The sequence below is a fragment of the Micromonospora citrea genome (assembly GCF_049629545.1).
Taxonomy (GTDB): Bacteria; Actinomycetota; Actinomycetes; order Mycobacteriales; family Micromonosporaceae; genus Micromonospora; species Micromonospora citrea_A.
Genome location: NZ_JBNADX010000018.1, coordinates 115,442 through 129,723 on the forward strand (window position 1 = coordinate 115,442; position 14,282 = coordinate 129,723).

The window sequence follows — 14,282 nt, forward strand, 5'->3', positions numbered from 1 at the left end:
CGCGCGTCGGCGTCGGGTGACTGGAAGAATCGCCTTCCGTGAAGACGTTCGAGGAGTTGTTCGCCGAGCTGCAGGCCAAGGCCGCCGCCGGCACCCCGGGCTCGGGCACGGTCGCCGCCCTGCAGAAGGGGGTGCACTTCGTCGGCAAGAAGGTCGTCGAGGAGGCGGCCGAGTCGTGGATGGCCGCCGAGCACGAGGGGCCGGAGCGGACCGCCGAGGAGATCTCGCAGCTGCTCTACCAGGTCCAGGTGCTGATGCTCGCCAGCGGTCTCGAGCTCAAGGACGTCTACCGACATCTGTGAGTGCGCCCCGTCGTTGATCTCATCCGATCGAAGGAGCACTCCGCCATGCTGCGTGTCGCCGTACCCAACAAGGGCGCCCTGGCCGAGAAGGCCGCCCAGATGCTGCGCGAGGCGGGCTACCGCCAGCGCACCGACGCCAAGGACCTCGTCTGCCGCGACGAGCCCAACGACATCGAGTTCTTCTACCTGCGCCCGAAGGACATCGCCACCTACGTCGGCTCCGGTGACCTGGACGTCGGGATCACCGGCCGGGACCTGCTGATCGACTCCGGCGCGCCCGCCGAGGAGGTGGTGGACCTCGACTTCGGCCGGGCCACCTTCCGCTTCGCGGCCCGCCCCGAGGACGTCGACGACGTCCGGGAGCTGGGCGGTCACCGGATCGCCACCGCGTACCCGGGGCTGGTCGAGCGGCACCTCGCCGAGCTGGGCGTCAAGGCCGACGTGATCCGCCTCGACGGCGCGGTGGAGAACGCCATCCGGCTCGGGGTGGCCGACGTGGTCGCCGACGTGGTGGAGACCGGCACCACGCTGCGCCAGGCCGGCCTGGTGGTCTTCGGCGAGCCGCTGCTGCGTTCCTCGGCGGTGCTGGTCCGGCGCACCGACGCGCCGGTGCACCCGCAGTCGGCGCAGCTGCTGCGCCGGCTGCACGGGGTGCTGGTGGCCCGCCGCTACGTCATGCTCGCCTACGACGTGCCGGCCGGGCTGCTCGACCGGGCCAGCTCGCTCACCCCGGGGATCGAGTCGCCGACGGTCTCCCCGCTGCACCGGGAGGGCTGGGTCGCGGTGCAGGCGATGGTGCTCAGCGACGACGTGCACCGGATCATGGACGAGCTGTACGACCTGGGCGCCCGCGCCATCCTGGTCACCAACATCCACGCCTGCCGGCTCTGAGGTCACGCGCCGACCGGGACGTCGGTGGGGCCTGCTCGCCACGCGAGCGTCGCCCGGGTGAGCCTGACCGACTCGATGTCGCCGATGTGGCGGTGTCCGGGACCGCCGGATGCCGCCACATCGCCGCAACGGAGTCGATCGAGCCCGGCCGTGGCCCGGGGAGGGCGCGCGGACGTCGTGGCTGCGGGCCGGCGGCGCGGGGCGGATGGCAGACTGGTGGGGTGAGCGATTCCGCGCAGATCCGCCTGAAGCCCCGCCGTGTCCGGGTGGTGTGCTGGGCCTCCGCCATCGCGCTGGTGGTGGTCTTCGGCCTGCTGGCCACCTCGCTGAGCGGCCCCACGGGCAACGGCTACGGCACCTTCCAGCGCGGCGACCAGTTCGCCATGGCCGGGCTGGGCGTCTTCGGCGCGCTGGCCGTCCTGCTCTTCACCCGCCCCCGGGTGGAGGCGGACGCCCGGGGGGTGCGGGTCCGCAACGTGATCGGCTCGTACGAGCTGCCCTGGGAGGTCGTCCGGGGCGTCCGCTTCGACCGGGGCGCGCCGTGGGCCAGCCTGGAGCTGCACGACGACGACCTGCTGCCGATGGTCGCCCTCCAGGCCGCCGACAAGGAGTTCGCGGTCGAGGGCGTCCGGGCGCTGCGCCGGCTGCACCAGGCCCACCTGGCCGCCCTGGCCGGCGGCGGCACCCCGCGCTGACCCGGGAGGCCGCGCCGCCCAGGCGTTGTCGGCGGGCGCCCGCCGAGGGCCCGGTCCACCCGCGCTGACCTGCGGGCCCGGTTTGGGGGTGGCTGGGGTGAGGGTGTAGTGTTGCGGAGTCGACCAGGCTGCCCCCGTTGCGACGTGCGGGCGGTCTTGAAGCGGAGCGCCTGCTCCCACCCGAGTCGCCCCCAGTAGGTGGCCGGGTCCGGTCCCCGGTTCCGGGCACGTCCCGGCTCCGGATGCGCGATCATGTGATCGTGCCGACCGGTCGAGCGGGCCCTGGCATGCGCCGGGGCCTTCTGCTTTCCGGGCGGCCCCCACCCGGGGGCCCGCGGGGTCGCCACACGCAGGAAACTCGACTCGAGGAGGCCCCATCAGCGTCGAACCACGCGTGAACGAGCAGATCCGGGCACGTGAGGTCCGACTGGTCGGCCCTGAGGGTGAGCAGGTGGGCATCGTCCCGCTGGAGCGCGCCCTGCAGCTGGCCGCGGACGTCGACCTGGACCTGGTCGAGGTTGCGCCGATGGCGCGCCCGCCGGTGTGCAAGCTCATGGACTTCGGCAAGTTCAAGTACGAGAGCGCACTGAAGGCGCGCGAAGCGCGGCGTAACCAGCAGCAGACCGTCATCAAGGAGATGAAGCTCCGGCCGAAGATCGACCCGCACGACTACGAGACCAAGAAGGGTCACGTGGTGCGGTTCCTCAAGGCCGGCGACAAGGTCAAGGTCACGATCATGTTCCGCGGTCGCGAGCAGAGCCGCCCGGAGCTGGGTTACCGGCTCCTGCGTCGTCTCGAGTCTGAGATCACGGACCTGGGTTACGTCGAGGCCGCTCCGAAGCAGGACGGTCGAAACATGATCATGGTTCTCGCTCCGCACCGGGCCGTGAAGGCCTCCGCGGTCGCCGCCACGGCGTCGCGCGGCGCACCCCGGGACCGGGCCGCGGAGGAGTCCGCAGCCCCGGCAGGTGGCGAGACCCCGGCGGCCGGCGAGACCGCAGCAGCCGGCGAGACCGGCACGACCGCTGACACCAGCGGCCAGTAACAGGGGAGAGACGTTCCACATGCCGAAGATGAAGAGCCACACGGGTATGGGCAAGCGGGTCAAGGTGACCGGCAAGGGCAAGATCGTTGCCCAGCAGGCCGGGCTGCGCCACAACCTGGAGAAGAAGCCCTCCACCCAGACCCGCCGGCTGACCGGCACGGTCGAGCTGGCCAAGGCCGACGTCAAGCGAATCAAGAAGCTGCTCGGCCGCTGACGCGCGCCACCTGAACCGAAGAAGGAGTTGAGATGGCACGCGTCAAGCGGGCTGTGAACGCCCAGAAGAAGCGTCGTACCCTGCTGGAGACCGCGAGCGGCTACCGCGGTCAGCGCTCCCGGCTGTACCGCAAGGCCAAGGAGCAGGTGCTGCACTCGATGCAGTACGCCTACCGGGACCGTCGCGACCGCAAGGGCGACTTCCGGCAGCTCTGGATCCAGCGGATCAACGCCGGCGCCCGCGCCAACGGCATGACCTACAACCGGCTCATCCAGGGCCTGCGCCTGGCCGGCATCGAGGTCGACCGCAAGATCCTGGCCGACCTGGCCGTCAACGACGCCGCGGCGTTCGCCGCGATCGTCGAGCTGGCCCGCGCCGCCGTGGCGGCCGAGGGCACCGGTGGCGCCGCGGCCCAGGCCGCCTGATCCACCCGCAGCAGATCGAGGCGTCTCCCATGCAGTCACCATCGCGCGGGAGGCGCCTCGACGCTGTCCCGGGTCCGTTCACCCCGCGTACCCCCAGGGTGGTCGCCGCCCGCCGGCTCCAGCGCCGCCGGGACCGCGAGGCCACCGGCCGGTTCCTGGCCGAGGGGCCGCAGGCGGTCCGCGAGGCCCTGGCCCGCACCGGTACGGTCACCGAACTGTTCGGCACGCCGGCCGCCCTCGACCGGCACGCCGACCTCGCGGCCGCCGCCGCCCGCGCCGACGTGGGAGTCTCCGAGGTCACCGAGGAGGCCCTGGCGGCGCTCGCCGAGACCGTCGCCCCGCAGGGCCTGGTCGCCGTCTGCCGCCACCTCGACGTGCCGCTCGACGCGGCCCTCGCGGCCCGGCCGAAGCTGGTCGCGGTGCTCGCCGAGATCCGCGACCCGGGCAACGCCGGCACCGTGCTGCGCACCGCCGACGCCGCCGGCGCGGGTGCGGTGGTCTTCGCCGGCGACGCCGTCGACCCGTACAACGGCAAGTGCGTGCGGGCCTCCGCCGGCAGCCTCTTCCACGTCGACGTGGTCCGCGCCGCCGACCCGCTGGACGTGGTCGCCGCGCTGCGGGCCGCCGGGCTCACCGTCCTGGCCACGACGGGGTACGGCGACAGCGACCTCGACGACCTCGCCGACGCCGGCCGGCTCGCCGCCCCCACCGCCTGGCTCTTCGGCTCCGAGGCGCACGGCCTGCCCGAGGAGCTGGCCGCCGCCGCCGACGCCCGGGTCCGGGTGCCGCTGCACGGGCGCGCCGAGAGCCTCAACCTGGCTGCGGCCGCGGCCGTCTGCCTGTACGCTTCAGCCAGAGCACTGCGCTGACCGTGTCACGCAGTCACACAGCACAGGGGAGTCGTCCACGTGATGAACGCGCCACGGCGTTCGTTTAGCCAGCCCGCCGGTGTCGGCGGGCGGCGGGCCTGACCCTTCCTCCTGCGCGTACCTCCCACCGGCGGGCTGCGGCACAGCCGCGCGTCCGTAGACTCGCCTAGCCGCCCGTGAGGGCCGGCGCCGCCGTGAGGGAGTGCCCGTACGCCATGAGCTACCGCAACGATCCGTACGACCCGAAGCAGGTCGCCCTGCTGGACCCGGCCGCCCTGGCCGAGGCCGTCGCCGCCGCCGAGCAGGCGTTCGCCGGCGCCACCGATCCCGACGCGCTGACCGCGCTGCGTCCCGCCCATCTCGGCGACCGCGCACCGGTCTCGCTGGCGCGCCGGGAGATCGGCGCGCTGCCGCCGGCCGCGAAGTCCGACGCGGGCAAGCGGGTCAACGAGGCCCGCCGGGCGATCGAGTCCGCGTACGCCGCCCGCGCCGAGGTCCTGGAGCGCGAGCAGGCCGCCCGGGTGCTGGTCGAGGAGCGGGTCGACGTGACCCTGCCGTACGACCGGCGCCCCCGGGGCGCCCGCCACCCGCTGAGCACCCTGATGGAGCAGATCAGCGACCTGTTCGTCGGAATGGGTTACGAGGTGGCCGAGGGTCCCGAGGTCGAGCTGGAGTGGACCAACTTCGACGCGCTGAACATCCCCGCCGACCACCCGGCCCGCGGGCTGATGGACACCTTCCACATCGCACCCGCCGAGGGCGCGGAGGGTTCCGGCCTGGTGCTGCGTACCCACACCTCGCCGGTGCAGGCGCGCACCATGCTCAGCCGCCGGCCCCCGATCTACGTGATCTGCCCCGGCCGGGTCTACCGCACCGACGAGCTGGACGCCACCCACGCGCCGGTCTTCCACCAGGTCGAGGGCCTGGTGGTGGACAAGGGCATCACCATGGCGCACCTGCGCGGCACCCTGGACCACTTCGCCCGGGCGATGTTCGGCGAGGGCGCGAAGACCCGCTTCCGCCCGCACTACTTCCCGTTCACCGAGCCGTCGGCCGAGTTCGACGTCTGGTTCCCGGAGCACCGGGACGGCCCGCGCTGGGTCGAGTGGGGCGGTTGCGGCATGGTCAACCCGCGGGTGCTGCGCGCCTGCGGCATCGACCCGGAGGTCTACTCCGGATTCGCGTTCGGCATGGGCATCGACCGGACCGTGATGTTCCGGCACGGGGTCAGCGACATGCGGGACATGGCCGAGGGCGACGTGCGGTTCACCCGCGCGTTCGGGGTCGGTGCGTAGAGCGATGCGGGTACGAGTCACGGGAACGGTGGTCTGAAGTCATGCGAGTTTCTGTCAGTTGGCTGCGGGAGTACGTCGACCTCCCCGCCGACCTGCCCACCGGCGACCTGGAGCAGGCCCTGGTCGACCTCGGCATCGAGGTCGACTCCATCGTGGACCTGCGTACGACGGTCAGCGGCGCGCTGGTGGTCGGTGAGGTGCTCGACATCGAGGAGCTGACCGGCTTCAAGAAGCCGATCCGGTTCTGCCGGGTGGACGTCGGCGCCGCGAACGGCACCGGCGAGCCGCAGGAGATCGTCTGCGGGGCGCGCAACTTCGCCCCGGGCGACAAGGTGGTGGTGATCCTCCCCGGCGGCGTGCTGCCCGGCGGCTTCGCCATCGGCGCGCGCAAGACCTACGGCCGCAACTCCGCCGGCATGATCTGCTCCGCCAAGGAGCTGGGCCTGGGCGACGACCACTCCGGAATCATCGTGCTGCCGGCCGACAGCCCGGCCGAGCCGGGCGACGACGCGCGGCCCGTGGTGGGGCTCGACGACGTCGTGGTCGAGCTGGAGATCACCCCGGACCGTGGGTACGCGCTGAGCGTGCGCGGCCTGGCCCGCGAGCTGGGGCACGCGCTCGGCGTGCCGTTCCGGGACCCCGGACTGGCGCCCGCGCCGGGCGGCACCGCCGAGCCGGCGTACCCGGTCGAGGTGCGCGACCCGGTCGGCTGCGACCGGTTCGCCGCCCGGATGGTGCGCGGCGTCGACCCCACCGCGGCGACGCCCGGCTGGATGCAGCAGCGGCTCACCGTCGCCGGCATCCGCAGCATCTCGCTGCCGGTCGACATCACCAACTACGTGATGCTGGAACTGGGCCAGCCGATGCACGCCTTCGACGCCGAGCGGATCAGCGGCCCGCTGGTGGTCCGCCGCGCCGAGGCGGGGGAGAAGCTGACCACCCTGGACGGTGTCGCCCGGACCCTCGCCGCCGAGGACATGGTCATCTGCGACGACACCGGCCCGATCTCGCTCGCCGCGGTGATGGGCGGGGAGACCAGCGAGGTCGTCGCCGGCACCACCGACGTGCTCTTCGAGGCCGCCCACTGGGACCCGGTGATGGTCGGGCGCACCGCGCGCCGGCACAAGCTGTTCAGCGAGGCGGCGAAGCGCTGGGAGCGGGGCGTCGACCCGGCGCTGCCGCTGGTCGCGTTGGAACGGGCGGTCCAGCTGCTCACCGCGCACGCCGGTGGCGAGGTCGGCGCGGCGATCGGCGACATCGACCACGTCCGGCCGATGTCGCCGGTCACCCTCCCGGCCGACCTGCCGGCCCGGCGGGTCGGGGTGGCGTACCCGCCGCAACGGGTGGTCGCCCTGCTGGAGCAGGTCGGCTGCACGGTGGTGCGGGGCATCGACCGGCTGGCCGAGGACCCGGGCGAGGTGGGTGTCGCGGCGGACGGCGCCGACGTGCTCAGCGTGACCCCGCCGACCTGGCGGCCCGACCTCACCGACCCGGCCGACCTGGTCGAGGAGGTGGTCCGCCTCGACGGGTACGACCGGGTGCCGTCGGTGCTGCCGACCGCGCCGCCCGGGCGGGGCCTGACCTGGCAGCAGCGCCGCCGCCGGGCGGTGGCCCGCTCGCTCGCCGAGCGGGGCCTGGTCGAGGTGGTCGCCCACCCGTTCACCTCGCCGCAGCTCGCCGACCAGCTCGGCCTGCCCGCCGACGACCCGCGCCGCCCGGCGGTCCGCCTGGCCAACCCGCTGTCCGAGGAGGAGCCGCTGCTGCGCACCACGCTGCTCGGCCCGCTGCTCGGCATCCTCCGGCGCAACCTCGGCCGCGGTCACCGCGACCTGGCCCTGTACGAGATCGGCACGGTCTTCCACCCGCGTGCCGGCGCTGGCCGCCCGCCCGCCATGGGCGTCGACCGGCGGCCCACCGAGGCCGAGTTCGCCGCCGCCGACGCGGTGGTGCCGCACCAGCCCCGGCACGTCGCGGTCGTCCTCACCGGCGACCTGGACCCGGCCGGCTGGTGGGGCGCGGGCCGGGCCGCCGGCTGGGCGGACGCGATCGAGGCCGGCCGGGCCGTGCTCGCCGCCGCCGACGTCCCGGCCGACCGGGTGGAGGTGCGGGCCGCCGAGCACGCCCCCTGGCACCCCGGCCGGTGCGCCGCGCTGCTGGTCGACGGCGACGTCGTCGGGTACGCCGGTGAGCTGCATCCGGCGGTCCTGGCGACCCTGGAGCTGCCGAAGCGGACCAGCGCCCTGGAGTTGGACCTCGACGCGCTGCCGCCGGCCCCGCTGGCGCCCGCGCCGACCGTGTCGACCTTCCCGCCCGCGCTGATCGACGTGGCGTTGGTGCTGGACGCCTCGGTGCCCGCCGCCGAGGTGCGCCGGGCCCTCGTCGAGGGGGCCGGCGAGCTGCTGGAGAGCGTCCGTCTCTTCGACGTGTACGCCTCCGAGCAGCTCGGGGCGGGCCGGCGGTCGCTGGCGTACAAGCTCACCTTCCGGGCCCCGGACCGGACGCTGACCGTCGAGGAGGCGGTGGCGGCCCGGGACGCGGCGGTGGCCGTGGCGGCGCAGCGCTTCGGCGCGACCCTGCGCGGCGCCTGAGCGGTGCCGCTCCTCGGCTGGCTGGCGGTGGCCGGCGCGCTCGCGCCGGTCGCCGTCGCGCTGCTCTGGGCGCGTCGGCGTCTGCTGCTGGTCTCGGTGGTGGGCCGCAGCATGGAGCCGACGCTGCGCGCCGGTGACCGGGTGCTGGCCCGCCGGGTGCCGTTGGCCCGGGTCCGCCCCGGCGACGTGGTGGTGGTCCGCGCGCCGGCGGCGATGACGGCCGGCCGCCCCGGCCTGCCCGGCGAGGGGCCGGGGCTGCTCATCAAACGGGCGCACGCGGTGCCGGGCGACCCGGTGCCGGTGCAGCGGGTGCCGTTGCTGCGCCGGCGCGGCGAGGTGGTCGTGCCGGCGGACCAGCTGGTCGTGCTGGGGGACAACCCGCCGTTCAGCTACGACTCCCGCGAGTGCGGCTACATCCCGGGCGCGGACGTGCTCGGCGTGGTGGTCCGGCCGCGCCGGCTCGCGCGTTGACCGAGGGCGTGCCGCACGGACGCAGCCGCGCGGCACGCCGGAGCCCGCCTCAGCAGAGGCTGGTCATCGTGGTCGCGCCCGCGCTGCAGTAGTACCCGCAGGTCCCGCAGCTCGTCTTGCACGTGGGCGTGATGTAGCACCGCTTGAAGTAGCAGGTGCCGCACAACGCGCACCACGGGTCCGGCGGACAGCCGGCCGCCGCCGTCACCTTCGGCACGAACACGCCGAGCATCCGCTCGCCCAGGCTCTCGAGTCGACGAAACATTCGTTCACCTCCTCCCGTCAGTCGATGGCCCGGACGCTACGGCGGGGGCGCACACCGGCCCGTACAGTCGGCCGCCGCGCGATGTACCTCCGATGTATCCGCCGCCCCTAGCGTGGGCCTCCCGATCCGCGAGGAGGCGTACCGGATGCGACACCTGGAGTTGACCGCCCGCCTGCTGCTGGCGCTGGTCTTCCTCGCCGCGGTCGTCGGCAAGCTGCGTACCCGGTCCGACTTCGCCGACTTCGTGGCCACGGTGGGCCGCTTCGGCGTGCCCGCGCGGTGGACCCGCCCGGTCGCCGGGACGGCGGTGGCCGCGGAGGCGGCGGTGGTCGTCCTGCTCGTGACCCCGGGCGCCGCGCAGGCCGGGCCGGCGCTCGCCGTCGTCCTGCTCGCGGTGCTCACCGCCGCGCTGGTGGCCACGTTGCGCCGTGGTGAGCGACCGGCCTGCCGCTGCTTCGGCGCCGCTGACACCCCGATCGGCCGGCGACACGTGCTGCGCAACCTGGCCCTCGGCGCGGTGGCGCTGCTCGGGCTGGCCGTCGGCCTGGGCGGTGACGGCGGGTCGCCGTCGGCGGCCGGGATCCTGCTCGCCGCCGGGGTGGCGCTGCCACTGGCGGCCGTGGTGGTCCGTCTCGACGACCTCGTCGCCCTCTTCGCCTCCGCGCCGTCCCGGCCGACCCGCCCGGCCGGCCGGCCCTGACCCGCACCCCTACCGAAGGAGCCGTCCATGGCGCTGCTGACCGCCGCCGTCGTCCTCGTCGCCGCTCTCGGCCTGCTCAACCTGGTGCTGCTGCTCGGCGTGATCCGCCGGCTGCGGGAGCACACCGAGCTGCTCAGCGAGCGGCAGTCCGCGCCCCCGGAGGTGATGCTGGAGGTCGGCGCGATCCCCGGTGACTTCGTCTCCACCACCGTGGACGGTCGGGTCCGCACCCGGGCCGACATCCCGCCGATGACCCTGGTGGCGTTCCTCTCCCCGGGCTGCGACCACTGCGAGGAGCAGCTGCCGGAGCTGGAGCAGCGCGCCGCGGAGATGCCCGGCGGGCCGGAGCACGTCTGGGTCGTCGTGGTCGGCAAGGGCCCCGAGACCCAGGAGTACGCCGACCGGTTCGCCGCACTGGCCACCGTCTTCGTCGAACCGGGCACCGGACCGCTGCCGAAGGCGTTCGCGATCAAGGGTTTCCCCGCCTTCGGCCTGCTGGACCAGCACGGGGTCGTGGCGTCCACGGCGTTCGGCATCGCCCGCCTCGACCTGCCGGTGGCGCGGTGACCGCACCGCGCCTCACCGCCCGTCGGGCCACCCGGCACGCCCGGGTGGCCCTCGGGCTCACCTGGCGGGCGGCGCCCGTAGGCACGGGCGTCGACCTGCTGCTCGCCGTCCTCGCCGGCGCGACCCCGGTGGCCGTGGCCGGGTTGACCAAGCTCGTCCTGGACCGGCTCACCGGTCGGGGCGGCCCGGCCGTGTCGGTGGCGCTGCTCGGGGTGGGGCTGGCCGTCGCCGCCGCCGTCGCGGCGGTCCTGCCGCACCTGCGCCGGTACGTGGAGGACGAGCGCAGCCGGGCGGTCACCCGCCTGGTGCGCCGACGCCTGCACGACGCGGTGTCCCGCCTGGTGGGGCTGGTCCGGTTGGAGGATCCGGTCTTCCAGGACCGGTTGCAGGCCGCACAACAGACCGGGCATCTCGGGCCGACCCAGCTCACCGGCAACACGCTCGGCGCGGTGCAGAGCGTCATCGCGATCGCCGGCTTCCTCGGCGTGCTGCTGGCCCTGAGCCCGGTCATCGGGCTGCTCGTGCTGGTGGCGGCGCTGCCCACGCTCGGGATGCAGCTGCGCCTCAACCGGGCCCGGATGGCGATGGTGCTGCGGCTGGAGCACTTCCAGCGACGTGACCTGTTCTTCGCCCATCTGCTGACCGGGGTGCCGGCCGCCAAGGAGGTGCGCCTCTTCGGCCTCGGCCGGTTCTTCGGCGACCGGATGCTCGACGAGCTGCACGGCATGCACCGGGTGGAGCGCGGGCTGGACCGCCGGGAGATGCGGGCGCAGGCGCTGCTGGGCCTGCTCGGCGCCGGGGTGGCGGGTGTGGGCGTGGTGTGGACCGTCAACGCGGCCGCCGCCGGGCGGCTCAGCCTGGGCGACGTCGCCGTCTACCTGGCGGCCGTGCCGGGCGTGCAGGGCGCGCTCGGCGCCCTGGTCGGCCAGGTCGGCGCCATCCACCAGGCGCTGCTGCTCTTCGACCACTACGACCAGGTGGTACGCGCCGAACCCGACCTTCCGGTGCCCGCCACGCCCCGCCCGGTGCCGCCCCTGCGGCGCGGGATCGAGCTGCGCGACGTCTGGTTCCGGTACTCGCCCGAGCATCCCTGGGTGCTGCGCGGCGTCGACCTGTGGCTCCCGCACGGTGCGACCACGGCGCTGGTCGGCCTCAACGGCGCCGGGAAGAGCACCCTGGTCAAGCTGTTGTGCCGGTTCTACGACCCGGAGCGCGGCGCGATCCTCTGGGACGGTGTGGACCTGCGCGAGTTCGACCCGCAGGCGTTGCGGGACCGGCTCGGCGCGGTGTTCCAGGACTTCGTGTCGTACGACCTCACCGCCGGCGAGAACATCGCCGTCGGTGACCTGTCGGCGCTCGGGGACGCCGACCGGCTGCGGCACGCCGCCCGGCACGCCGGCGTCGACGACACCCTGACCGCCCTGCCGCGCGGCTACGACACCCTGCTGACCCGGGTCTTCTTCGACGGCCCGGACCGGGACGATCCGCAGGCCGGGGTGGTCCTCTCCGGCGGCCAGTGGCAGCGGGTCGCGCTGGCCCGGGGGTTCCTGCGCGCCGAGGTGGACCTGCTCGTCCTGGACGAACCGAGTTCGGGACTCGACGCCGAGGCCGAGCACGACCTGCACACCCGGCTGCGGGAGCTGCGGCGGGGCCGGACCGGCCTGCTCATCTCGCACCGGCTCAACGCCGTCCGCGAGGCGGACCTCATCGTGGTGCTCGCCGACGGCCGGGTGACCGAGCGCGGTGACCACCACGAGCTGCTCGCCGCTTGCGGTGACTACGCCCGGCTGTTCACCCTCCAGGCGCACGGCTACCGGGAGGACACCCGGTCACCGGTGTGACCGTCGCCGGTCAGATCACGGTCGCCTCGGTGGCGGTCCCGGCGGCGGTCTCGGCGGTGGCCAGCTCGGCGGCGTAGAGCCGGACCAGCTCGCCGAGGCGGAAGCGGCCCCGCCCGACGGGCTCGGCGAGCTGCGCCGCCACCAGCCGGTCCAGCGCCCGGGCCGCCTCCTCCGGCGGCACACCGGTCAGCGCGGCCGCCTGGTCGGCGGTGACCGCTCCCGGGCGGGCCCGGCCGAGCAGCCGGAACACCGTGGCCGCCGACCCGAGCCGGTGGTAGCTGGCGGTGAGCCGGGGCCGCAGCCCCGTCTCGGCGAGCCGGAAGCGCTCGTCGCGCAGCAGCCGGGCCAGCCGGGTCATGGACCAGTGCGACCCCTCCGCCAGCCGGCGCGCGGCGGTCCGCAGGGCCAGCGGCAGCCCTTCGCAGAGGGTGACGACCGCGACGGCGGCCTCCGGCTCCTCGTCCACCTGGCGGTCGCCGACGGTCGCCCGCAGCAGGGCGAGCCCGTCCTCCTGCGGCAGCGGTTCCAGTCGGATGCGACCGGCCACGTCGAGCACCGGCGTCCGGCTGGTCACCACCAACGCGCACCCGCCGCGTACCGGCAGCAGCTCCTCCACCTGGGCGGGATCGGTGGCGTTGTCCAGCACCAGCAGCACCCGTCGGTCGAACAGCAGCGACCGGACCCGGGCGCGCGCCTCGGCGAGGCTGGTGGCGGGCCCGGCCGCCGGGTCGAGGGACCGCAGCACCCGGTTGGCCACCTGCAACGGCGGCAGCCGCGCGCCGGCGATCGAGCCACCGAGGTCCAGGTGGAGCTGTCCGTCGGGAAAGGTGTCGACGGTCTCGGCGGCGGCCCGGAGCGCGAGGGCGGACTTGCCGGCGCCGGCCATGCCGTACACGGACAGCGTCGTCGGCCGCCGCCCGGCGCGGGCCAGCCCGGTGGTGAGCCGGGCCAGCTCCGCCCGCCGGCCGACGAAGGGCGCCGCGGCGCAGGGCAGCTCATGGGGTACGGGCGCGAGGCGGACCGGTTGCGGGCCGCGCGGCGACCGTCCGGGTACCCGTAGCGTGGTCCGGGCCGGCGGGCCGTCCCCCCGGCGGACGGTGCGGTACAGCTCGGTCAGCTCGGGGCCGGGTGGCACGCCCAGCTCACCGGCGAGCGCCCGACAGGCGGCCCGGTAGGTCTGCAGGGCCGCCGACCGGTCGCCGGCACGGTGCTGCACCCGCATCAGCAGGCTCCAGGCCGACTCGCGCAGCGGGTGCTCCGCCACGTGCCGCCGGAGCAGGGCGGTCAGCGCGGGCGAGCCGGGGTCGCCCAGCTCCAGCCGGGCCTGGGCGTACGTCTCGCGCACCTCGGCCCGGCGCTCGCGCAGCCGGTCGAAGGTGGCCGCGGTGATCGGGCCGTACGCGGGCGGCGGCTCGGTGGGCGACCACAGCGCGAGGGCCTGCTCGCACCGGGCGGCGGCGAGGTCTGCCACGCCGTGGGCCCGTGCCGTCTGCCCCTCGTCGGCCAGCCGTTCGAACTCCGCGGCGTCCAGCTCACCCGGCTCCACCCGGAGCAGGTAGCCGCCGCACTCGGCGCGCAGCCGCACCGGCTCACCGGGCGGGGTGAGCAGGTGCCGCAACTGGCTGACGTGACTGCGCAGGTTCGCCACCGCCGACGCGGGTGGGCACGCGCCCCACAACTCCTGGCACAGCCGCTCGACGGGCACCGCCGATCCGGCGTGCAGCAGGAGGGTGACCAGCGCGGCGGTGGGACGGCCGGCGGGCAGTCTCAGCGTCCGGCCGTCCCGGTACGCCCGTACCGGACCGAGGATCTCGTAGGCCAGGCCCATCTGCCCTCCGCGGGTGCCCCCCGTGGTCGTCGTCGACCCCACACCTTCGCCAGGCAGTCATAGTAGTCGATGTAAACGCACTGTGGTGGAACTTGCACGCACGGTGCGACGGGTGGGTCCGCCGCACCTCTGTCGGGGCTCGCGGCAATCGGCGCATGCGCAGTGTGACGAGAGATGTTCACAGCGTGTCCGATCGGCCGAAAGGTCACCTCCGATGGCATGTTCGGTTACCCACGGGTCACTTGGGAGCGGTTAACCTGCATGGACTCCGACTCACCATCGGGGT

The 14,282-nt window shown here is 74.7% G+C and carries 15 protein-coding genes; 13 read left to right on the top strand and 2 right to left on the bottom strand.

What is annotated here, in order from left to right:
* Positions 1-20: 20 nt before the first annotated feature.
* The 10 genes from ACPFP2_RS19980 (at position 21) to ACPFP2_RS20025 (ending at position 8,795) form a co-directional block, all read left to right on the top strand.
* Positions 21-302 (top strand): phosphoribosyl-ATP diphosphatase, encoded by a 282-nt coding sequence (locus tag ACPFP2_RS19980; protein WP_424090711.1) that lies wholly within the window; start codon positions 21-23, stop codon positions 300-302.
* A gap of 45 nt (positions 303-347) precedes the next feature.
* Positions 348-1,193 (top strand): ATP phosphoribosyltransferase, encoded by an 846-nt coding sequence (gene hisG, locus ACPFP2_RS19985; RefSeq protein ID WP_091301414.1) that lies wholly within the window; start codon positions 348-350, stop codon positions 1,191-1,193.
* A gap of 221 nt (positions 1,194-1,414) precedes the next feature.
* Positions 1,415-1,888 carry a PH domain-containing protein gene (locus ACPFP2_RS19990; RefSeq protein WP_424090686.1) on the top strand — a complete coding sequence of 158 codons (474 nt, stop codon included), beginning with the start codon at positions 1,415-1,417 and terminating at the stop codon, positions 1,886-1,888.
* 394 nt (positions 1,889-2,282) lie between these two features.
* Positions 2,283-2,933, top strand: a complete 651-nt coding sequence (infC, locus tag ACPFP2_RS19995) for a translation initiation factor IF-3 (protein WP_424090687.1) — start codon at positions 2,283-2,285, stop codon at positions 2,931-2,933.
* A gap of 19 nt (positions 2,934-2,952) precedes the next feature.
* A complete protein-coding gene (gene rpmI / locus ACPFP2_RS20000; protein ID WP_026267805.1) occupies positions 2,953-3,147 on the top strand; it encodes a 50S ribosomal protein L35 in 195 nt (64 codons plus the stop codon).
* A 32-nt stretch (positions 3,148-3,179) separates the two neighbouring features.
* Positions 3,180-3,572 (top strand): 50S ribosomal protein L20, encoded by a 393-nt coding sequence (rplT, locus tag ACPFP2_RS20005; protein WP_030335718.1) that lies wholly within the window; start codon positions 3,180-3,182, stop codon positions 3,570-3,572.
* 29 nt (positions 3,573-3,601) lie between these two features.
* Positions 3,602-4,441 carry a TrmH family RNA methyltransferase gene (locus ACPFP2_RS20010; protein WP_424090688.1) on the top strand — a complete coding sequence of 280 codons (840 nt, stop codon included), beginning with the start codon at positions 3,602-3,604 and terminating at the stop codon, positions 4,439-4,441.
* 215 nt (positions 4,442-4,656) lie between these two features.
* Entirely contained in the window at positions 4,657-5,736 is a 1,080-nt protein-coding gene (pheS, locus tag ACPFP2_RS20015) for a phenylalanine--tRNA ligase subunit alpha (protein WP_424090689.1), read from the top strand.
* A gap of 41 nt (positions 5,737-5,777) precedes the next feature.
* The gene (pheT, locus tag ACPFP2_RS20020; RefSeq protein ID WP_424090690.1) at positions 5,778-8,324 is read left to right on the top strand and encodes a phenylalanine--tRNA ligase subunit beta; all 2,547 of its coding nucleotides are present in this window, start codon (positions 5,778-5,780) and stop codon (positions 8,322-8,324) included.
* A gap of 3 nt (positions 8,325-8,327) precedes the next feature.
* The gene (locus tag ACPFP2_RS20025) at positions 8,328-8,795 is read left to right on the top strand and encodes a S26 family signal peptidase (RefSeq protein WP_424090691.1); all 468 of its coding nucleotides are present in this window, start codon (positions 8,328-8,330) and stop codon (positions 8,793-8,795) included.
* A 49-nt stretch (positions 8,796-8,844) separates the two neighbouring features.
* Here ACPFP2_RS20025 and ACPFP2_RS20030 read toward each other — a convergent pair whose 3' ends face one another.
* Positions 8,845-9,060: a hypothetical protein gene (locus tag ACPFP2_RS20030; protein ID WP_363908907.1), complete on the bottom strand. Its 216-nt coding sequence runs from the start codon at positions 9,058-9,060 to the stop codon at positions 8,845-8,847.
* 112 nt (positions 9,061-9,172) lie between these two features.
* On the opposite strand from ACPFP2_RS20030, the gene ACPFP2_RS20035 reads away from it, so the two are divergent.
* The 3 genes from ACPFP2_RS20035 to ACPFP2_RS20045 are packed head-to-tail and all read left to right on the top strand — an operon-like array spanning position 9,173 to position 12,168.
* Positions 9,173-9,760 carry a MauE/DoxX family redox-associated membrane protein gene (locus tag ACPFP2_RS20035; protein ID WP_424090692.1) on the top strand — a complete coding sequence of 196 codons (588 nt, stop codon included), beginning with the start codon at positions 9,173-9,175 and terminating at the stop codon, positions 9,758-9,760.
* Positions 9,761-9,787: 27 nt separating this feature from the next.
* Positions 9,788-10,327: a TlpA family protein disulfide reductase gene (locus ACPFP2_RS20040; RefSeq protein ID WP_424090693.1), complete on the top strand. Its 540-nt coding sequence runs from the start codon at positions 9,788-9,790 to the stop codon at positions 10,325-10,327.
* Positions 10,324-12,168, top strand: coding sequence for an ABC transporter ATP-binding protein (locus ACPFP2_RS20045; RefSeq protein WP_424090694.1), 1,845 nt, complete (start codon positions 10,324-10,326; stop codon positions 12,166-12,168). The genes ACPFP2_RS20040 and ACPFP2_RS20045 overlap by 4 nt, the downstream gene beginning before the upstream one ends.
* A gap of 10 nt (positions 12,169-12,178) precedes the next feature.
* Here ACPFP2_RS20045 and ACPFP2_RS20050 read toward each other — a convergent pair whose 3' ends face one another.
* Positions 12,179-13,996: a BTAD domain-containing putative transcriptional regulator gene (locus tag ACPFP2_RS20050; RefSeq protein WP_424090695.1), complete on the bottom strand. Its 1,818-nt coding sequence runs from the start codon at positions 13,994-13,996 to the stop codon at positions 12,179-12,181.
* Positions 13,997-14,282 lie beyond the last annotated feature (286 nt).

Excerpts from the sequence above, each read along its gene's own strand:
- hisG (WP_091301414.1), top strand. The coding sequence starts at position 348 with ATGCTGCGTGTCGCCGTACCCAACAAGGGCGCCCTGGCCGAGAAGGCC.
- rpmI (WP_026267805.1), top strand. The coding sequence starts at position 2,953 with ATGCCGAAGATGAAGAGCCACACGGGTATGGGCAAGCGGGTCAAGGTG.
- rplT (WP_030335718.1), top strand. The coding sequence starts at position 3,180 with ATGGCACGCGTCAAGCGGGCTGTGAACGCCCAGAAGAAGCGTCGTACC.
- ACPFP2_RS20010 (WP_424090688.1), top strand. The coding sequence starts at position 3,602 with ATGCAGTCACCATCGCGCGGGAGGCGCCTCGACGCTGTCCCGGGTCCG.
- pheS (WP_424090689.1), top strand. The coding sequence starts at position 4,657 with ATGAGCTACCGCAACGATCCGTACGACCCGAAGCAGGTCGCCCTGCTG.
- pheT (WP_424090690.1), top strand. The coding sequence starts at position 5,778 with ATGCGAGTTTCTGTCAGTTGGCTGCGGGAGTACGTCGACCTCCCCGCC.
- ACPFP2_RS20030 (WP_363908907.1), bottom strand. The coding sequence starts at position 9,060 with ATGTTTCGTCGACTCGAGAGCCTGGGCGAGCGGATGCTCGGCGTGTTC.
- ACPFP2_RS20040 (WP_424090693.1), top strand. The coding sequence starts at position 9,788 with ATGGCGCTGCTGACCGCCGCCGTCGTCCTCGTCGCCGCTCTCGGCCTG.
- ACPFP2_RS20050 (WP_424090695.1), bottom strand. The coding sequence starts at position 13,996 with ATGGGCCTGGCCTACGAGATCCTCGGTCCGGTACGGGCGTACCGGGAC.